Genomic DNA, 19,351 nt, shown 5'->3' on the forward strand with positions numbered 1-19,351 from the left:
CAGTCTGTTTTCATATAGTTGGAGTTTATTACTTTTACTAATCAAAAGATACTCAATATCTTTGCGACAATCATACCGAAATACGTTCCGAGAAAGGAACCTATTAAAGCCATGATGACACCAATCGGAATTAATGCCCGGTTATATGCTGCTGCTAACATCGGTGCTGAAGCCATACCTCCAATATTAGCAAGGCTAGCCACTCCAAGAGTAAAGAGATCATATTTAAAGAGTTTTCCTAGTAAGAGCATAATAATCAAATGAATTAACATGATTAACAATCCAGATAAAAGATAAATTGGTGCCTGAGCTATATTTGAAAAATCGGATTGAGAAGCAATCAGTGCCACAATAATATATAACATTACATTTGAGACATCTAATGCGCCTGCAATTTTAGCTACTGGAGTTTGTCCTAAAATTAACCCAATGACTGAAGCAATCATAATTGTCCAGCTTGTCCCATTGATCACTGCTCCAACTTCAGGTAAATGCTGTCCTGCAAAAGTGGAAAATGAAGAAATGAAAAGACCAATACCAAGCAAATATAATAAGTGTTGAAATTGGATGCCAGTCTGCTCCTCGGAGCTTGCTGATTCAAATCCTTTTTGAATGAAGCTAGTATCAGCTTTTGTCCAACGATTAAACCTACCAGCAAATGGCACGAGCCAAAACATAAACATGACCCACACTGCATAGTTAATAGTATCCATCATTAAAGCATAGCCAAAGATATTTTCTGGCACTTTCAATATTCCCTGAAGTGCAACCATATTGGCAGAACCACCTGTCCAACTACCGGCAAGAGCCCCAAAAGCTTTCCATGTATCCTTTATGTAGAAATGCTGAAAAGCAACATAAACAACGATAAAACCAATCATTATACTAATTACTGCTACTAGAAATCCTCCAAGCATTCTTGGTCCTAATTTGAAGATGCTGCGGATATCACATTTTAATAGCATGATCGCAAGCATAGCTGGAAGTAGAGCACCTTTTACATTTGAATAAACTGAAGCTGTTGATTCATTATGTGCAAACAGGCCACAGGTTTGCATAATTGCTGCTCCGATATAAATAAGAACAATACCAGGAATAAATTTAAAAAAGCGGTTACTACTAAACTTTTTCTCAAAGGCAACCATTAAAGCTGCAAAAGCGACCAATACACTAAGATACATGAATCCATCTTTAATCATCTACATTTCCCCTTTTTATTACCTACTTTATCGTTTAATCACAACAAAGGAATAACCCTTTAAAAGACAAAAATCCAGTCTAACAATGAAAAGTTAGACTGGATTTTGCCTAGGTTTATTTAGACAAAGCAGTAATAGTTTGATATTTTTTTAAAGCATCTTGATAAGCAACAATCAAAGCCTTTTGAGATGCGCCAAAATAACGTTGGTTAATATCTTCAACAATGATCGGATCATCCATAAAACGATTGATAAAAATCGATTGGATAAATCTGATTGTTAAGTTAACCGTTGCAGAACATTCTACATCAATTATTTTCCCATCGGTTCGATCCACTACGAATGCCAAAAAAAACTGGCTAAATTTCTTGGTAATCGGATTATTTTGTGATGCCTTGGCATCCCCAATAATAAAAATAGTGTTTTCATTATACATCTATTTATTTCCTTTCAGAGCTATTCAGACGATATAAGGGACAGACAAGGGGCACTTGCAGAAACTTATATCATGAAATCGTTTACAAAGGAATGATACTAATATACCATTTTTTTATAAATCAGACAATAGGAAATATTCCCTTTCCCTCCTATAAGCATGTTGAAGGAAATTAATATATTCTAAAAAGGAATTTCAACCATCTTTGAAATTCCTCTTTACTATTTCGTCTTATTCCCACTGATACGGCGTTTCTTGATATACATAATAGTTGAGCCAATTTGAAAATAGGAGATGTGCATGGGAACGCCATCTATGGAGCGGTTTCTCATCGGGATTGTCATTTGGAAAGTAATGTTTTGGCAGATAGACCTCACCTGTACCCTTTAATTGGTCCCGTGTATATTCCTCAGCTAGTGTCCCGGCATCATATTCTAAATGACCTGTCATCATTATTTGTCGCCCATCTTTGGACATGAACAAAAACGGGCCTGCTTCATCCGATTCTGATAGTAACATAAGATTATCGGAATCGACCATTTCATTTCTTAAATTACCTGTATATCGTGAATGAGGAGCGAGAAACTCTTCATCAAAGCCGCGAACGATTTTTACCGTCGGATCTAATACACGATGCTTAAATACTCCTGTTAATTTTTTGCCAAGTTCATATTTATCAATACCAAAGTGATGATACAGAGCTGCCTGTGCTCCCCAACAAATATGAAGAGTCGAGGTTACATTCGTTTTTGTCCACTCCATAATTTCTACCATTTCCGGCCAATAGTCCACTTCATCAAATCTTAAAAGTTCAATCGGGGCTCCTGTTATAATCATTCCATCAAAACAGCGATGTTTTATATTCTTAAAGGTTGTGTAAAATTGTTCAAGATGGGATTTGCTCACATTTTTCGATTCATGTGATTCCATATGCAAAAACATAATATTCAATTGTAGGGGTGAATTACCTAAAAGCCGAAGTAATTGTACTTCTGTTCTCTCCTTTTCAGGCATCAGATTTAAAATAAGAATATTTAATGGACGAATATCCTGACTGTTTGCTCGTTCATCGTCCATAACAAAAATATTTTCTTGTTCTAAAATTTCACGTGCAGGTAATTGTCTCGGTATATTAATTGGCAATGGAAGTCCCCCTGTATCTGAATTTTTTCAATAATCCCATTATAGAATGATAGGAGTTATTTGTCATCATTAGCAACATTTTCTTATAGATGAAGGTGCCATTGTTTTTCTTTATAAGAGTAAAATTTGAATCCGAATGAAACATTAAAAATATGAAAAAAGCTGTCTGAAGATAAGATCAGACAGCTCTGCCAACAATTAATCTATGATTTTCACCATATAATCATAATCATGTCCATTAATTTGGATTACTTGTTCCTTCTTGTATCCTAAACGCGTATATAATTGACATGCTTTTGGATTATCCTTCGCTACATTTAGAGAGATTCGGTTAAAACCTTTTTCTGAAGCTAATTTTTCAGCCGCTTGAATAAGGTGAGTTCCAATTCGTTGGCCTTGATAATCAGGATTTACACAAACTGTATCTATATAGTAATCTTCTAATTCAGCCTCTTTATCGATCACAATTTCTTTTTCCTCACCTGATTGCTTTAATCGATCAATAATTGGCTTATCTAACATTTGAGCGTCCGCTCCAGAATAGATAATAATAATTCCCATAATTGCTTGATCAGTAGTAGCTACTAAACAATTTTGAAAGCTAAGACGATTTCTCTCTTCAGTAAATAACTGAGCGAGAACTTGTCTTATTTTTGTATCTTCCTTTTCTCCAGTTAGAGTTTCAGCAATATCTTTTATTGCTAGATGGATAAGATTTGCTGCTTCAACTGCATCCCTTTTTTCTGCAGGTCTTATAAACATGACTCTATTTCCTCCTAAATTATTAGCTTTTAAACCAGTCCGCACCCTCATCCATATGCACAAAGGGAATGTCAGTATCAACTGTTCCTATCATACGTTCCAAACTCAGGTCCTCACCACTCAGCCATTTAGCAAAATCTAGTTTGATTGGCTCGTGATCCCCACCTAAGGCGAACCATGCTTCCATTTTTCTTGCTAAATATCCGGAAGTATGAATGGTACCTGCCCAACTTCCATATAGATTTGAAAAAACACCTTTATCTGTATCATTCAATAAACGGAAGGCTTCCATGGCTCCTTCGAGGTGCTCTTGATGGTGACGCAAGACTTCTAATCTCCGCTTGGAATCGACCAGATGATTGCGGTTCTCATGCTTCATTATTTCAAAATGATTGGTACACATATTGGTTTGACGAACTTCTACTCTACGAGGTGAGGTTTCAACGGCAATTGATTCACCACTTTGATCAAATACGACATAGGTAAAAGAATGTCGATGAGGAATTTCTTTCAGCATTTCTACTGCCTCATGCACATTTGCACATGACTCTAGTATTAACCGGCCAATCATACAACAAATGAACCCATCTCCTGGGTTTTTCCGATGCATAAAATTATATCCTATTACCAATCCTTTTTCATTCATTCCATCCATTCGTCCCGTCACTCTCTGGCTCGGCCCAATAATGGCATATCCTTTATCTGTAGGTTGAAAAAGTGTATAGCGCCCTTCATAAGTTTTTGGATGGTAGTCATAGTTACGAATTAAATAATCTTCCCCTGTTAAGATTGAACAACCTGAACGGACATAATCTAAGCGATATCCGCCAAACTCCATTAATATGCGATCCATTGGCCATTCTAATGCAGACTGCATTCCTAATAATTCATCCCAAATGCCAGGAGCAAAAGGAATAACTGCCTCTCTTACCTCTTCCTCTTGTACTTGAAAACGTGGCTTCCGAACCTTCCATTGATTTTCACGATTTTTAACGGTAAGTGAATCTTTTAATTTTTCCCCTTGTAAATATCCAAAATCATAATGAGTTCCACGAAATTGGATGATCTCACTATATACTTGTTTCACTTTAATCCCTCTTTTGTGTTAGTGATTTTCCTAAACCTTTTCCTCAAACATTTGGCTATTTAGGTAAAGTGTTAACTATTAAATATGGGTTTGAATACCGTCGCCCCTCTTCCACTCACTGAGAAACTCCATTAGAACCGCTGAATTCTTATGAAGTAAAAAGCCGGGAGTAGCGCTTTTATAAAAGCAATAAACGATACAAAAGCAACCTTTCCTTAAATCATTTTTCCTTAAAAGGGGTGAACTTTCTTTGAACAATTTCTCCCCACTTCTCAACATAATGTCCAAGTGACCATTCAGCCATGACAATTGAATCTCCTTCATTTAATGGAATTTCCTTCAAAGGATGTTTTGAGATATTCCCATTTACAAGTGAATAAATATAAATTGTATCTGTAGATATCAATATTAATAGATCTTTATTTGGAGATTCATACGCATCGATCACCCAAGGCATTTTCGATTTGATTTCTCCCCAAGGAATGTTCATTTCATCATACTGGATTAATTTTGAAGGAACCATAACATTGATATCAAAATCCTCGTAATTCTTCGATCCAATAGGCTGCTTATAATAGAGTCTGCCTCGTATAATCCAATGGCCATTACGTCTTTCTAAAATGAAATTGTCCTCTATTGGTTCAGGATTAAGCAGTTGTGCCTTCTTTTTTTCTAGCGATGCAATAAATGCCTCACTTGAACGAATTAACGCATTGGAAGAATGTTTAATGGTTACATCTGAAAGTGTAATCCCTTTTCCTCCACTAATGTGGTCAATTGGAAGCACCTGATAGCGTTGAAAACGCTCTGTGCCAATGTAATCATTTCCAACAAAAACTATTTTTCGCGCACTATTTTCTGTAAGAATATTTCTAGACTTTAATTCTAGTTTACTTGGTGCTGCAACCTCGGGCTTAACATATAAGCTGCCGCCCACACCTTCGTTAGCTTTTTTATATCCTATTTCCCAAAATCCTTTTTTCCTTGGGACAAAAAGTTGCTCAGTCTCCATGACTGGATGCAATTTTTTATTAATATAGCTGATCCACAAGGTTTTGTAGGTATTGTCCTGGGAACGAATCCCAAGCAATAGTCCCGATTTAAATGGATTTTTGTCCTCACTTGCAATACTTGCATTGATTTTTGCATTATTTAAATCATTGGTTTTTTTGCCTATATGAACGTTTTCTGATTGTTTTTCTAATTTAAAGAAACCATCTTCCACAGATACATATAAGGTTTGATCATTTACCTTCATAAATTCATAGAAAATTTGATTGTTTGAAGTGACAGTAATTATATCCATTCTTTTATCATGAATTCCAATTTGTTCTGGCGTGATTTTAAATTTATTCTGCATATAATCAACCGCTGACACATTAATCATCTTATATTCGGGCTTCAAACATTCATCTTTACCAAAAACACAAACTTCATGATTAAATTTAGCCGTTTTCCCGATATAATCTTGAATTTGATCGTTATTATTTGCATGACCTTCATCTGCCGTTATAAACTCTGCAATCTTCCACGTCCCCTTAATGGTTATCCTCTCATTTACGGGAGGAGCAATTTTCCCACCAATACTAAAGTCTCTTGACGTACATCCCATTAAGGTAGCCATCATTAACAATAGGATTAGGGTCAGTACCCTATGTAATTTTCGCTTCATCATGATACCCCTGTATGATTGATTTCAAGTGGTAGCTTAACAATAACTTCTGTCCCCACATTTACTTCACTTTTAAATTGGAGACTTCCCTTATGAAGTTTGACTATTTCATCACATATAGAAAGACCTAAACCTGTATGTGCTTTACTATTTTTTCCTTTATAAAACTTTTCCGTTATTCTTGGCAATTCTTCTTTACTTATCCCACATCCTGTATCAATTACAGACATAATAACCGCATCTTTCTCCATAAAACCATGCAGAGAGACTGTACCATCAGGAGGAGTAAATTTTAAGGCGTTTCCTAAAAGATTAATCAGTACCTGTTTAATTCGATCTCCGTCTAGTTCAATAAGTGGGAGTTCCTCACACTCTACTTGAAAATGTATCCCTTCGCGAATTGCCTTTGGCCGCATTTGTTTTTCAATATAATAAAAAATATCTTTAAGATCTGTTTTTTTCTTGTTTAATGAAATTTTCCCAGAAGCAAAGCTTGAAAAGTCAAGAAGTTCTTCAACCATTACGGCTAGTCTGTCACTTTCCTTTTCAATTATCGTCAAGCCATCATCAAATATTTTGGTTTCATTTCGATCAACCCGACTTAATGTTGAAGCCCAGCCCTTTATTGAAGTTAGAGGAGTTCTCAGCTCGTGAGAAACCAAGGAGATAAAATCATCTTTGATTTCTTCCCTTTTCTTTATTTCCTCTGCCATATAGTTTAACGTATCTACTAGTTTTCCAATCTCATCATTTCTATTTTTCTTTATTCGTATTTCTAAATTACCTCCGGCCATGATCTCCGCTGCATTTGTTACCTCTCTTAGTGGAAGTACAATACTTGAGGAGAGAATTAAACCAATAGCACCAGTAATAACAATTACAACAATCCCTATACTAATAAAGATAAGAGTTATATTCCTTATTACTTTATCAACGGCAGAAAGTGAGGTAATGAATCTCAATACCCCTACCACTTCTTCATCTGATTTCAAAGGATAGGACACAGTCATTACCTTTTCGCGCCCATAGTCAACTTTTCCAATACTAACGCCCTTCTTTCCTGCCAACGCATCATAGAAATCAGAGCTACCTAGAGTTTGTTTATTTTCTACTCCAATTGAATCTAATAGGACCCTGCCTTTCAAATCAACAATTTGCACCTGTGCATTCGTTTGCTGCCAAAAGACATCTACATTATCAATGACATTCTCTTCAAGCGGAACATTGGAAAAATACTTTGAATAAAAGTCCGAGGAAATTCTAATTTGATTCGTTAATACATTTTCGACATTATGATAGAAGTAATATCTAGTAAAATAAATTAGTAACGCTTCAAAGACTAACACACTTATGAGGATAATAATGATGAAATTACCAACAAGTCTTGTCTTTATACTTTTTGAAGAAACACTCTTGTTTCTTTTTTTGAACATCTGCTTAATCCTTCCTCCATCGATAACCAGTACCCCATACGGTTTCAATAAATAAATCCTTTGACATTTTATCTTCTATCTTCACTCGCAGCCTTCTTATATTTACATCAACAATTTTATGATCCCCTACAAAATCACTGCCCCATATTGTATCCAATAAAGCATTTCTTGAAAAAGCTTTTCCCGGATTTTCCATAAATAATTGTAATAAATGAAACTCCTTTGGAGTTAGTGATAATTCTCTATCATTCTTATAAGCCTTTTTGGAATATGTATCTATAACAAATGGTCCATATGTGACATTTTGACTTTGTACTTGGTCATGCTTTTCTCCTACTCTTCTTACTAAAGATTTCGCACGCAAAATGAGCTCCATTGGATTAAATGGTTTAACAACATAATCATCCGCGCCAAGCTCTAACCCCTTAATTTTATCCAAATCCTGCCCTTTTGCAGTAAGCATAATAATACCTATATCGGGAAATTCCTTTCTCAATGATTCACATACTTGATAGCCATCGATCCCGGGTAACATCACGTCTAAGATAACAATATCGGGATGTTCTGAACTCGCCATCATTAAACCCTTTTCCCCCGACTCAGCCTCTATCACTTGAAAATTATGCATATTAAAATTAATTTTTATAAAGCCCCGAATACTTTCTTCATCTTCAATAATTAACACTTTATTACTCAACTACAATCTCCTCCAAAAAAATTCTGATCTCTTCGGTCTAAATATAATGTTACTATCATTGTAATTGAAATAGCTACATGATAAAACATCAAATGGTGACTTTTAATCTTAATAGCTAATAAGAGGCATTTCTCATACATTGTTGCTAATTATGCAATGTTTACGCTCCTTAAAAGGATATATATCAAAATATTTAGATATAATTGGTAATATTAACCAAAAATGTGTTAGATTTAATATAAGAAAAAAAGGGCAATGGGGGAGTTCATTTGTTTAAACGCTTAAAAAAGTCCCTTTTTCAAAAAGATACTACCATTCGTTTTGAGTTGGATAATTGGTATAAGTGGTACAAAGAGCCTCTGAAGTTTCATAACGCAGTTCTCTTACACCTTGAAAATGAAGGCTATCATGTAGAAACTATAAAAGTCGTTGAAAAAGTGACTAGTAACACTATTTCAATATTACTTATCGATGGAGTTCAATACGAACTTAAAAATGAAAATGCTCTACTCCTAGGTCCTACTCAACAAGTTATTTTAAAAGCTGTTTCCGTATAGTTTGTAGCTCTTGTAAAAGCCCAACTGCCGGCTTTCACACCCAATAAACTTTTTCTTTGGTTCTTATGGAGATTGCAGCTCTTTTTCGCAGTAAAATGAAAGGCAAAGCTTTTAAGGAAGGGGGTGCCTTATTAAATAAGACATCCCCCTTTTTTTAATACAGCTGAAGTTTTTTATTTGAAATTCTATTTTTCTGCCAACTAGTCACTATATACTTAATTTTTTCCTTTATTCTAACTACTACCTGTTATTTCTTCGTATAAATTTGAATCGCATTCTTTAAAAACTCTGCCATTCCTGGTTGTTCTTCATCATAATAAGCTGTAAATCTTTCATCGGCAACATACATTTGTGCGAGTCCTACATGTGCTTCCTTACTGTAATCTTTCCAATAATATGAGAGCCATTGCCTATGCAAATCAGCGGCTTTTTGAGCAATATCATTTGCTGGGTCTCCTGTTGCAAAAGCTTCCGCCAAAGTTTCCTTTACTAGTTTCTCTAATTTCGTTACTTCTTCATATTGCTCCTCTGTCATATTCATTAGTTTTGCATTAGACTGGTCAACTGTCCCATTTCCATATTTTTTGCGGATTTCTTCCCCATATTCCTTTTCATTATTCTCAATCATTTTCTTCTTAAATCCTTCAAATTTTTCTTGATCTGACATTTGAATTCTCCCTTCTGATAATTGAATGGTTCTATCTACATTTGCAATTAAGACGTCTAATTGTTTCCTTTTTTCGAGGAGTTTTTCACGGTGCTCTCTAAGTGCTTGGTTTCCATCAAAGGAAGGGGATGTAATAATTTTCTTAATACGATCTAGACTAACACCTAATTCGCGATAAAATAAAATTTGCTGCAAACGATCCACTTCTCCTTGACCATATACCCGATATCCAGATGAATTGATTCTTGCCGGCTTAAGAATTCCAATCTCATCATAGTATCGCAGTGTTCTTGTACTTACCCCTGCCAATTTACCAAGCTTTTGCACAGTATATTCCATGAGCTCACCTCCTCTACTTTCAAGATACACCTTCACGTAACGTAAAGGTCAAGACCATTTGTAAAAAAAAAGCTGTTTTCGTATTGTATTTTGCTTTTATAAAAGCCCTACTACCGGTATTTACACCAAATAAAAGGTTCAGCGGTTCTTATGAAAAGTGAGAACCACAAGTAAAATTCTATTAAAATCATTGTTATAAATAAAAAAGCCTCGAAATAATCGAAGCTATCTACATTAAATCATTTAAATTTGAAATTCAATTAAAATAGTTATCATGTACAGCTTCAAAATAACTTTTCGTTTCATCATGAGTTAATCTCTGCAACACTTCTAACTTATTAAGAAATAGAATTTCATTGATTTCATTATCCTTTGCCTTGAGTACAGAAGGTTTCCCCTTATATTCAACGATAAACATGGTCGTCATCTGTTTATCATACCCTGTTTGTTCAGTGAATTCTTTACTAAATGCAAAACAAATCGGTTCAGCAAGTTGTTTGATGATTTGATAATTCCTCGAACCCGTTTCCTCTTCTAATTCCCTTATTAACGCACTGATAAGGCTGTCATCCGACTGCTCTACCCCTCCTTTTGGAAAATCCCATTCTCCTTTAAAATCGCTAGCACCCTTTAGTGTGCGTATTTTCACCTTATGAACAAGCATAAACTTTGTGCCATGAAAAACAATTGCCCCCACCGCATATCGAATCATTACAAGACCCCCTTAGAAAGATGCGTAATATCACCTTCCAAGGTTATATTAGATTCAGTATCCACTTCAATAATTGTAAGGCTTGTATCATAGATAAATGGGGGTGACCAAAGCTTTTCCAGGGGGAATTGTTTGAAATGCGCTAATAAAGACTTGATAAATACTGTATGTGTCACAACAAGTATATTTCCATCGTCGTTTTCAGCTAATATACGTTTTAATGCCATTTGAACCCTTTCTTGTAGCTGAGCAAAGCTCTCTCCGGTTTCGGATTGATATAAATGCGGTGTGTTCCAAAAGGCGTTGTATTCTTTAGGATACTCCTTCTCAAGGAACTCTTGTGTCTGCCCTTCCCACTCCCCTAGATGTATTTCTCTAAGACAATCATCTGTTATAATTGGATAGTTTCTATCTCCTATAATAAGTTCAGCGGTTTTAATCGTTCGAGTACTTGGACTTGCATAAACTGATTGAAATTTTATATCCCTGAGTCTATGTCCAAGCGCGATTGCATTGTTTATGCCTGTTTCAGTCAGCTCAGAATCTTTCCACCCTTGTAACCTTCTTTGTCGATTCCAGTCTGTTTCACCGTGTCTTGTCACAAACAGTCTAATCAATTTTATCACTCCCTTTATTTAGTTTAATTATTTTCAGAATTTTTGTCCATTTGTACATAGCTTGTCACCAAACGTGCATATAAATATAAGGGGAGGGGAAAAATATATGTTTACGTCCTTAGCCATTATTCGATATCTTATTGCCTATGTTTTCATCACCTCAGGACTTATGAAACTACTTAATGAGGAATTGGGTAATTACTTTATTAGCCTAGGACTACCATTTCCGGTTATATTAATGTATATAGTCGCAGCTCTAGAGGTCGTGTGCGGTGTTTTGATCTTAATGAATAGAGTGATTAAACTTGCGACAATTCCTTTAATCGGAATCATGCTGGGAGCCCTACTAGTTACTAAAATTCCAATTTTCCATTCTAGTATAATCTCATTTGCATTTAATGCTCGTCTAGACATTATCATGCTTGTCCTATTAATTACACTATACAGCAGTGCAACTAAACAACCATATTAAAAGAGGTGTTTATACAGGAGTCAACTCACCCCTTTATAAGCACCTCTTCATTTTGTTTCCCTATTCAATTATATTTGAATGCTGATGCAAGTTGTTTATATGAAAATCAGGCACCTTTTTCATCACGTATTTTTGCAATTTCATCAGCGACAAATTGTACAGATGTCCCTACAACAACTTGAATATGATTTGAACCTACGACTTTAATTCCTGGAACACCGGCTGATTTTATTTTATTTTGATCGACCGCATTCATATTTCGCACATCTACTCTTAAGCGGGTAATACAATTGTCAACACCAGTGACATTTGCATCTCCACCTAAACCTTCATAAATGATCGCAGCCATATTCGCAAATTTGCTTCCTGAAGCACCTGCTGTAGCCGTTGATTCTCCAAGTACTCCCTCACCAACTGCAACAGGATCATCCTCTCTACCTGGTGTTTTCAAGTTGAATTTCACGATCAAGAATCTGAATAAGAAATAGTAAATAACTGCAAATACTAGTCCCTGAAGAATTAACATATATGGCTGGTTAGCGATTGGAACTCGTAAACTTAAGAAAAAGTCGATAAAGCCTCCACTAAAGCTAAATCCTGCCGTCCAATGGAACAATGCCGCTATTGTTAACGATAGTCCCATTAAAATTGCATGCACAAAATAAAGCGCTGGTGCCACAAACATAAAAGCAAATTCAAGCGGTTCTGTTACTCCCGTAAAGAATGCAGCAAATCCAGCAGCTAACATTAATGATGCCGTTACTTTTTTCTGCTTTGTTTTTGCTGTATGGTACATTGCAAGCGCAGCTGCCGGTAATCCAAACATCATAACTGGGAAGAATCCAGCTTGATACATTCCTGTAATTCCCTTTTCACCTTTATTTGACCAGAAGTTACCAATATCATTAATTCCAGCTACATCAAACCAAAATACATTATTTAACGCATGATGCAATCCAGTTGGAATTAATAATCTATTAAAGAAACCATACAATCCAGCACCGGCAGCACCTAATTTACTGATTGATTCTCCGAAGGAAACAAGTCCAGTATAGACCACTGGCCATACGAAGAATAGTATAACCGATACCACTAACATTAAAAATGCCGTCACAATAGGAACGAGTCGTTTCCCACTAAAAAACGCAAATGCTGCAGGTAGTTGTACTTTACTAAAGCGATTATACATGCTTGCAGCAATTAATCCTGAAATTATCCCAACAAATGCATTATCTATTTTTGAAAAGGCAGGATCGACATTAGCCTCTTCGATTCCTTGCAACATGGCAACAGAATCAGGAGAAAGCAAAGTTTTCACTACTAGAAATGCTACTAACCCACTTAATGCTGCTGCACCGTCCTTTTGTTTTGACATCCCCAACGCCAACCCAACTGCGAAGAGAATTGGAATATTATTTAATATAGAGTTACCCGCCTTAATTAAAAACGCTGCGACTGGACTTCCTTCTCCCCATCCAGTTGGATCAATCCAATATCCAATCCCAGTAAGAATGGCTGCCGCTGGTAATACGGCGACTGGAAGCATTAACGACTTACCCATTCTTTGAAAATAGTTCATCATTTTTCGTTCTCCCCCTAAAAATACAGAATAATCAGTCTCTTTTAAATCTAAATATATTGATATTAGATCCATTCATAATCAAAAGATCATACATATACTTAATTTTCTCAATAGGGTTATACTGAATAATTAAATAACCAAATAGCTAAAACATTCCATTCCCGTCACATAGTACTTCATGCAATTCCACTTGAATACGTTAATCTTTAATGAAATATCTAGTGACATTAGTAGTAAGTAATATAAAGTAAATAAGAGCCGTTCTTTATTCTGGATTTTAGCTAAATGATGGCAAGCTTAACAAACATATACGTAATTTATTCATAGTATAACTCCTTACATCTCACCCCCTTTAATTTTTCTATATCCATTTATTGCTTTTGTAATCTTTCAATATGCAGGGTAATATATCCTAATTCGTGGTCTGGCAAGACTATGCCATGTTGTGATGATACTTTCTTAGCCACTTCTAACGTACATTGATAGGAGAGTGGAAATTTCTTTTTGATCATGTCCAGCATCTCTTCATCCATTGTATTCACTTCTGACTGATTAATACGAGTTAAAGCAAAGCGTAAATGCGTGATCAGTCGATGGTAAGAAATATCATCTTCACTTACTTTAATTTGTAAAAATTTTGTGATGGTCTCAACAATATCCCTAATAATCGTTGTTTGTATGACTGTTTGTCGCATATCACCACCCTGAACCTTCATTGTATGTATATGAAGGGCAATATACGCAGCCTCATCGATGGGCATATTAATATTACAAGACTCCTTAATATGCTTAATTGCCCAAAGCCCAATTTCAAACTCTTTTTTATACAATATTCTTATCTCATGGAGAAGCTTGTTTTTTAATTGAATTCCTTCACGTTCTCTTTCAATTGCAAACGAAAGATGATCCGTCAGTGCGATATGAATATGTTCATTTAACTTTGTTCCAATATAATCTTCAGCAAAGGAAATAATTTTTTCCGAGATGATAAAATGCTCTTCCGGTATCCGACTTAGCAACTGTTGAAGCTTCTCATTTTCCTTCATTACGAAAAGTTTTTCTATTTTCCCTGAATTTAAAATATCATTTCTCTTCTTACCAAAGGCAATTCCTGCTCCAACCGCAATCTTCTCCTGCTGATTGTCTACTACAATCACAGCATTATTATTAAGAATCTTTGATATCTTCATCGGAAGCCATCTCCTTGTTTTTCACTATATTCACAGTGTATCACGTTTCGGAAGATGTGATGATTACGGTTTCTCCTTGTATGCCTTCCTTTTCCTTTGTAACGATATACTGTTTATCTCCATGACTACTATTTGTTATAACAATTGGTGTAATAATGCTTTTAGCATGTATCTTAATATATTCCCAGTCAACATCAATCAGTCGTTGTCCTTTAGAAACTTTATCACCAGTAGTTACAGCAACTTGAAACCCTTCTCCTTTTAATGCGACCGTCTCTAAACCAATATGGATCAAAATTTCCGAACCATCCTTAGCAAGGATTCCCACTGCATGTTTTGTAGGGGCAACTTGAAGAATTGTACCATCAACTGGAGAACAAATACTCCCCTCTGTTGGAATAACCGCAACTCCCTCTCCCATCATCTTTTGATTAAAAACAGGATCAGGGACCTCTTCAATCGAAATAATCTGTCCATTAATTGGTGCATATATCTGTAATTCTTCTTTTTCTTTTTTAAAAAAGTTGAATACCATACTAAATGACTCCTTTTCTCATTCCATTTCTAATACTTCTTTATTAATATGTAGCGCAAAAAGGCATGGAGGTACGATAAAAAGTTGAAAGTTCAACTCTTTTCTTACCACCATGCCTGATCGTATCAGTAACATGTGATGCACTATTTGATTATAGGTTAATAGTACCATTCAATTCTGAAAAGCACAAGTGGAAGCGGTAACATTTTTAAAAATTTTTACGGAAGCAATTGAAGTTCTACTTCTTATGATGGCGAAATTTATAAACAACCGAAGCAATTAGATTGGATGGCAAATTAAAGATACTTCCTTGAAGGTGATAATGAAGTTGCTCATTTTCAAAACTCATATCCTCATATATTTCATTATGTGATTTCCTAGTAGTTTTCTCTAACTCTTTCATAGATGAAATATAAGAATATTGCAAAGGAACCATTATCAAGATATAAAGAACAAATATAGATCCAAGAACTATAAAAACAATGTCCATATATAAATACCTCCTTCTAATAGTTATTTATTAATCTTACGAATTAGAAAGAGAAAAGTTTCTACTTCTCCGCTTAAAAAAACAAAAATCCTAAATGTTTTTTTACCACTTAGGATTTAATCATCTAACGTTATGAAAACACAATATTTCATATATTAACATGATGATTTCATTCTATTCAGATTCCATCTACTGTTGGTTTTGGTTTTTCTTTTTTACCTCTTCAATATTTGTATCACTATAGATCCAGGTTCCCTTGCCACCTGTCGTTTTAGCAAGCAACTCTTTTACCTGATTATACGACATTCCTGATCGTTCATTTTGCCTTTTTACTTCATCAATATTTGTTCCTGCAACGGTAAATCTATCCATATGGTTTTTATCTATCTCTTTCATAAGCTAGCCTCCTTTTTTCCTATTTTCACCTTGTACAGGATTTTTCATGCTCTCCATTGTTTAACAAAGCTCTTTTTCAAACATTGTTGCTGTTTATTTAAGAAAAATTTTTATCGGCTGGAGATTGCTACACATCTCATTTTACTAAAGAAAAGAGCGGCAATCGCCATAAGAACGGCTGGATGTAAAAGCCTACAGTTTGGATTTTACAAGAGCAACAAACTATACGAAAACAGCTTATAACAATAATAATTTGGAACGTAAAAGAGGTAGGTGCAATAATAGCACCTACCCCTTTTGATTTTAACCATTACAAATTAGAATGGATTTGTTCCTAAAAGACTAGCTGTTTTCACATAGACTCTAGGATTTAATTTCAATTGAGAAACAATAAATTCTGCAATATCCTCTGGCTGAATGTATTTTTCCTCATTTTTTGTGATTAAATTACTTTGTACAGCCAGTTCTGTTACAACTGTACTTGGCGTTAATGCTGTCACTCGAATATTGTTGCGGCGAACTTCTTGAGCTAATGATTCTGTAAAGCCAATAACTCCGAATTTAGAAGCACTATAAGCACTTGAAGTCGCTGCACCGTTTAAACCATTAGTAGATGAAATATTGATAATATCCCCAGCATTTTTTTCAATTAGTTGAGGAAGTACCACTCGAGTGACATTATACGTTCCCATCAAATTAACATCGATGGTTTTCTTCCATTCTTCAGGATCCATATCTAAAACTGATGCAAATTTACCTATACCTGCATTATTTATTAAAATATCTGCTTTTCCAAGCTCATTTGTTACCTTTTCGATTGCTTTTTCTACTTCAGCTAAGGAAGAAACATCTACAGTTGCATAAGCTGCTTTTACCCCTAAATTTTCTATTTCATTGGAAACCTCTTTAAGAGTTCCCTCCGTACGTGCAAGTAATCCAACATTAACTCCTTCTTTCGCTAGAGCAATGGCGATGGCTTTGCCAATCCCTTTTCCAGCACCTGTTACAATTGCTACTTTTCCTTTTAATGACTGTGCCAAAATGAAGCACTCCTTTCTTTATCTTTCATGGACTTACATATTTTATTCCTTTAAAGAAGCATAATCAAGTAAGGCGTTTCAGATGTTTATTATGTTCAGTTGTCATTATTCAATGTAGTTTGTAGATCAGAAATTAAAAATTAAGGATATCTAAAAAGGGGTCAGACCCCATAACATACACTATCTATTACGAAATCGCTCTAGGTAGAGTATTTTAAGTGGGATCAGACCCCTTGCTTTTATTCAACTGATTCTACATAAACAGCAACTGGTAAGTTAGCGCCACCAGCATGCATAATTTCTAAATTGATGGTATCTGATGAACCACTTACCGTATACTCAGGAAGCTCTACATATTCCTGACTAGGTTTAAGTGTTGGGATTAAATGAACTTTTCCATTCATCTTCACAGCTCCACTGTAAAGACCACCCCTACCTGCTAAAACGATTTTTACTTTTGCTGGACTACCAGTTGGATTTACAATTGGAATACTTACCTTATAAGTCATTCCAAAATGACCTGGATTTCCAACTGACCCATTGAGAGTAGATAGTGAATTTTCAGCCGTTAACAAATGATCTGTTTGACCATTTGAAAGATTATACCCCACCTCTGGTATACCAACTGTATAGGCTGGTATTTCCGTTTTTAGTGTAGACTGTGGCCAGGCACCTCTAGGATGAGCAAATCTATCTGTTGAAATTGGATCAGAATGAACCTTTGTTAAATCTTCATCATTTTGAGCTAAAACGGTTCGTATAATATACTTACTATTTCCGCCATTTACAGAACTAATATCAATATCCTGTAAGAAGCCGACTAGAAACTCCGGAGCCAAGTCATATGCTTCAATCACTTTCGTCTCGCCTGGATTAATAACAATACCAGTACTTTCAGAGTTTTTTAATTTTCCATTTAGTACGGAATCTGCAATTGGTAAACCTACATTATATGTAATCCAACTATTATCCGAAGTTTTCGCTAACCCTTTAGAATCCGTAATCTTAATACTATTTGTATCCGAGATATTTTGAATAGTAATGGCTATTTTAGCTTTTGTACCTAGTTCATTTAAATGCCACCCAAATACTCGGTGCTCATTTGTTGCTGTAGTTGATTGAACCTCTTGCATTGAAAGTGTTGCTGTAGTTCCGTATAACATATATGCATTAATTTTCTCCGGATTGTCACTAACTAATAAATTTCGTGATCCTTCTAATTGAGCATTTGGTATATATTGAGGTTTAGGAGTTGAACCTTCTTGTTTTTCCAAAAACTCACTATAAAACATATAATCATTAAACGTAATATAGATTTCTTTTCTGTCAACAAGATTACGTAAATTCCCCCCTAAAGCTTTAACAAGGAAAGGTGCTGGGACATACATTTCTCCTGATTTGATAAATGGTTTCTCATCTATAGAAACAGGTTCTTGATTGACTAATATATTGTTGCTTCCATCTGTAAATTGGAAGCTAAGTCCAGCTAATAACATTTCAAACACTCGATCAGATACCCATAAACCTGATGAATCCTCAACATAATTATAAAAATATTTAGCAGGAATATATGTCCTACCCTCTTTAATGATAACTGGATCGTCCATTATTATCTTCTGATTATTAATATATAATGTATACTTTTCTCCCTCCGGTACATTTGGAGTAGGAGGAGGATTACTTCCGTTTGATTGATCTAATGTAATTTCAACCTTTTGTTTTCCTTCATTCCAAACAACGATCCCATCGAAATTTTCACTGGCGAATCTTAGAGGGAAGTATGTTCGATTCTTATAAAGTAGAGGAGCGACTTCCATTGAAACGCTTACTCCATCCACCTTGGCTGTCTTAGAATTAATCGTTAGATCCACACGTTTTCCATTTCTAATAGAACTTGCTGTTTTTTTCTTTGGATCCCATGACACTTGTGCACCAAGTGCTTCATATAATTCTCTCATTGGTAATAAAAGATGACCTTTTTTATTCAAAATAGACGATTTGATAGAAGCCTTTTTTCCATTAATCTCAATTGAAACATTCTTCATTGTATATAGATCTTTCCCAACAAGTGTTGCTGCTGAGACATTAAAGTTTGAAAAAAGTGCAACTAATACGACAATTACAAGGACGCACAATGCTTTAATTCTCTTAATCATTATTCCTCTCCTTATTCCTATTAATCCGTAATCATACTAACCTATCATAACATGTAAATGATAAAAAATGTTAAAATAATACTATTTTATCTAAAATTTCACATTTAATCTACAAAATTTTCATATAAAATAGCGAATGATAGAGTATTTTGACACTTTAATAGGAACT

General features: G+C 35.1%; 20 protein-coding genes. 2 read left to right on the plus strand and 18 right to left on the minus strand.

The annotated features are described in order from the left end of the window. Positions 1-41: 41 nt before the first annotated feature. From MHI39_RS23085 to MHI39_RS23120, 8 genes are all read right to left on the minus strand, one after another. Positions 42-1,199: a DUF819 family protein gene (locus MHI39_RS23085; protein ID WP_278891326.1), complete on the minus strand. Its 1,158-nt coding sequence runs from the start codon at positions 1,197-1,199 to the stop codon at positions 42-44. Between the two features lie 115 nt (positions 1,200-1,314). Continuing rightward, positions 1,315-1,635 carry a DUF3870 domain-containing protein gene (locus MHI39_RS23090; protein WP_259548154.1) on the minus strand — a complete coding sequence of 107 codons (321 nt, stop codon included), beginning with the start codon at positions 1,633-1,635 and terminating at the stop codon, positions 1,315-1,317. 231 nt (positions 1,636-1,866) lie between these two features. Further along, on the minus strand, positions 1,867-2,778 hold the full coding sequence (gene metA, locus MHI39_RS23095) for a homoserine O-succinyltransferase (protein WP_342540303.1): 912 nt from the start codon (positions 2,776-2,778) through the stop codon (positions 1,867-1,869). Between the two features lie 198 nt (positions 2,779-2,976). Further along, a complete protein-coding gene (locus MHI39_RS23100) occupies positions 2,977-3,540 on the minus strand; it encodes a GNAT family N-acetyltransferase (RefSeq protein WP_342540304.1) in 564 nt (187 codons plus the stop codon). A gap of 22 nt (positions 3,541-3,562) precedes the next feature. Next, a complete protein-coding gene (locus MHI39_RS23105; protein WP_342540305.1) occupies positions 3,563-4,627 on the minus strand; it encodes a C45 family peptidase in 1,065 nt (354 codons plus the stop codon). A gap of 220 nt (positions 4,628-4,847) precedes the next feature. Next, positions 4,848-6,299, minus strand: coding sequence for a hypothetical protein (locus MHI39_RS23110; RefSeq protein ID WP_342540306.1), 1,452 nt, complete (start codon positions 6,297-6,299; stop codon positions 4,848-4,850). Next, positions 6,299-7,732, minus strand: coding sequence for a HAMP domain-containing sensor histidine kinase (locus tag MHI39_RS23115; RefSeq protein WP_259548160.1), 1,434 nt, complete (start codon positions 7,730-7,732; stop codon positions 6,299-6,301). The genes MHI39_RS23110 and MHI39_RS23115 overlap by 1 nt, the downstream gene beginning before the upstream one ends. Before the next feature lie 4 nt (positions 7,733-7,736). After that, positions 7,737-8,429, minus strand: a complete 693-nt coding sequence (locus MHI39_RS23120) for a response regulator transcription factor (RefSeq protein WP_251339092.1) — start codon at positions 8,427-8,429, stop codon at positions 7,737-7,739. Positions 8,430-8,698: 269 nt separating this feature from the next. On the opposite strand from MHI39_RS23120, the gene MHI39_RS23125 reads away from it, so the two are divergent. Then, the gene (locus tag MHI39_RS23125; RefSeq protein WP_342540307.1) at positions 8,699-8,986 is read left to right on the plus strand and encodes a hypothetical protein; all 288 of its coding nucleotides are present in this window, start codon (positions 8,699-8,701) and stop codon (positions 8,984-8,986) included. Positions 8,987-9,233: 247 nt separating this feature from the next. Here the strand turns inward: MHI39_RS23125 and MHI39_RS23130 are convergent, their stop codons facing one another. The 3 genes from MHI39_RS23130 to MHI39_RS23140 form a co-directional block, all read right to left on the minus strand. Beyond that, the gene (locus MHI39_RS23130) at positions 9,234-9,992 is read right to left on the minus strand and encodes a MerR family transcriptional regulator (RefSeq protein ID WP_342540308.1); all 759 of its coding nucleotides are present in this window, start codon (positions 9,990-9,992) and stop codon (positions 9,234-9,236) included. Between the two features lie 256 nt (positions 9,993-10,248). Then, positions 10,249-10,704, minus strand: a complete 456-nt coding sequence (locus tag MHI39_RS23135) for an NUDIX hydrolase (RefSeq protein ID WP_342540309.1) — start codon at positions 10,702-10,704, stop codon at positions 10,249-10,251. After that, positions 10,704-11,321 carry a histidine phosphatase family protein gene (locus MHI39_RS23140; RefSeq protein WP_342540310.1) on the minus strand — a complete coding sequence of 206 codons (618 nt, stop codon included), beginning with the start codon at positions 11,319-11,321 and terminating at the stop codon, positions 10,704-10,706. Before MHI39_RS23140 ends, MHI39_RS23135 begins: the two co-directional genes overlap by 1 nt. A 106-nt stretch (positions 11,322-11,427) precedes the next feature. Here MHI39_RS23140 and MHI39_RS23145 point away from each other — a divergent pair, with 106 nt between their 5' ends. Beyond that, positions 11,428-11,793 carry a DoxX family protein gene (locus MHI39_RS23145; RefSeq protein WP_342540311.1) on the plus strand — a complete coding sequence of 122 codons (366 nt, stop codon included), beginning with the start codon at positions 11,428-11,430 and terminating at the stop codon, positions 11,791-11,793. Positions 11,794-11,899: 106 nt separating this feature from the next. Here MHI39_RS23145 and nagE read toward each other — a convergent pair whose 3' ends face one another. The 7 genes from nagE to MHI39_RS23180 form a co-directional block, all read right to left on the minus strand. Then, positions 11,900-13,375: an N-acetylglucosamine-specific PTS transporter subunit IIBC gene (gene nagE / locus MHI39_RS23150; protein WP_058003232.1), complete on the minus strand. Its 1,476-nt coding sequence runs from the start codon at positions 13,373-13,375 to the stop codon at positions 11,900-11,902. A gap of 371 nt (positions 13,376-13,746) precedes the next feature. Continuing rightward, positions 13,747-14,565 (minus strand): PRD domain-containing protein, encoded by an 819-nt coding sequence (locus MHI39_RS23155; RefSeq protein WP_259548168.1) that lies wholly within the window; start codon positions 14,563-14,565, stop codon positions 13,747-13,749. A gap of 40 nt (positions 14,566-14,605) precedes the next feature. Then, a complete protein-coding gene (locus MHI39_RS23160) occupies positions 14,606-15,100 on the minus strand; it encodes a PTS glucose transporter subunit IIA (RefSeq protein WP_259548170.1) in 495 nt (164 codons plus the stop codon). Positions 15,101-15,338: 238 nt separating this feature from the next. Continuing rightward, positions 15,339-15,590, minus strand: a complete 252-nt coding sequence (locus MHI39_RS23165) for a DUF3949 domain-containing protein (RefSeq protein ID WP_342540312.1) — start codon at positions 15,588-15,590, stop codon at positions 15,339-15,341. Between the two features lie 189 nt (positions 15,591-15,779). Continuing rightward, the gene (locus MHI39_RS23170; RefSeq protein ID WP_259548171.1) at positions 15,780-15,986 is read right to left on the minus strand and encodes a gamma-type small acid-soluble spore protein; all 207 of its coding nucleotides are present in this window, start codon (positions 15,984-15,986) and stop codon (positions 15,780-15,782) included. A 317-nt stretch (positions 15,987-16,303) separates the two neighbouring features. Then, entirely contained in the window at positions 16,304-17,026 is a 723-nt protein-coding gene (locus MHI39_RS23175) for a 3-ketoacyl-ACP reductase (RefSeq protein WP_342540313.1), read from the minus strand. A gap of 239 nt (positions 17,027-17,265) precedes the next feature. Further along, positions 17,266-19,182 (minus strand): copper amine oxidase N-terminal domain-containing protein, encoded by a 1,917-nt coding sequence (locus MHI39_RS23180; RefSeq protein ID WP_259548173.1) that lies wholly within the window; start codon positions 19,180-19,182, stop codon positions 17,266-17,268. Positions 19,183-19,351 lie beyond the last annotated feature (169 nt).

Origin of the sequence: Heyndrickxia sp. FSL K6-6286 (assembly GCF_038630395.1) — a bacterium.
GTDB classification, from domain to species: Bacteria; Bacillota; Bacilli; order Bacillales; family Bacillaceae_C; genus Heyndrickxia; species Heyndrickxia oleronia.

What these genes read in the sequence shown, in the direction of transcription:
- MHI39_RS23090 (WP_259548154.1), bottom strand. Translation starts at nt 1,635, where the DNA reads ATGTATAATGAAAACACTATTTTTATTATTGGGGATGCCAAGGCATCA.
- MHI39_RS23145 (WP_342540311.1), top strand. Translation starts at nt 11,428, where the DNA reads ATGTTTACGTCCTTAGCCATTATTCGATATCTTATTGCCTATGTTTTC.
- MHI39_RS23180 (WP_259548173.1), bottom strand. Translation starts at nt 19,182, where the DNA reads ATGATTAAGAGAATTAAAGCATTGTGCGTCCTTGTAATTGTCGTATTA.
- MHI39_RS23170 (WP_259548171.1), bottom strand. Translation starts at nt 15,986, where the DNA reads ATGAAAGAGATAGATAAAAACCATATGGATAGATTTACCGTTGCAGGA.
- MHI39_RS23160 (WP_259548170.1), bottom strand. Translation starts at nt 15,100, where the DNA reads ATGGTATTCAACTTTTTTAAAAAAGAAAAAGAAGAATTACAGATATAT.
- MHI39_RS23115 (WP_259548160.1), bottom strand. Translation starts at nt 7,732, where the DNA reads ATGTTCAAAAAAAGAAACAAGAGTGTTTCTTCAAAAAGTATAAAGACA.
- MHI39_RS23110 (WP_342540306.1), bottom strand. Translation starts at nt 6,299, where the DNA reads ATGAAGCGAAAATTACATAGGGTACTGACCCTAATCCTATTGTTAATG.
- MHI39_RS23165 (WP_342540312.1), bottom strand. Translation starts at nt 15,590, where the DNA reads ATGGACATTGTTTTTATAGTTCTTGGATCTATATTTGTTCTTTATATC.
- MHI39_RS23155 (WP_259548168.1), bottom strand. Translation starts at nt 14,565, where the DNA reads ATGAAGATATCAAAGATTCTTAATAATAATGCTGTGATTGTAGTAGAC.
- MHI39_RS23130 (WP_342540308.1), bottom strand. Translation starts at nt 9,992, where the DNA reads ATGGAATATACTGTGCAAAAGCTTGGTAAATTGGCAGGGGTAAGTACA.
- MHI39_RS23085 (WP_278891326.1), bottom strand. Translation starts at nt 1,199, where the DNA reads ATGATTAAAGATGGATTCATGTATCTTAGTGTATTGGTCGCTTTTGCA.
- MHI39_RS23100 (WP_342540304.1), bottom strand. Translation starts at nt 3,540, where the DNA reads ATGTTTATAAGACCTGCAGAAAAAAGGGATGCAGTTGAAGCAGCAAAT.
- nagE (WP_058003232.1), bottom strand. Translation starts at nt 13,375, where the DNA reads ATGATGAACTATTTTCAAAGAATGGGTAAGTCGTTAATGCTTCCAGTC.
- MHI39_RS23135 (WP_342540309.1), bottom strand. Translation starts at nt 10,704, where the DNA reads ATGATTCGATATGCGGTGGGGGCAATTGTTTTTCATGGCACAAAGTTT.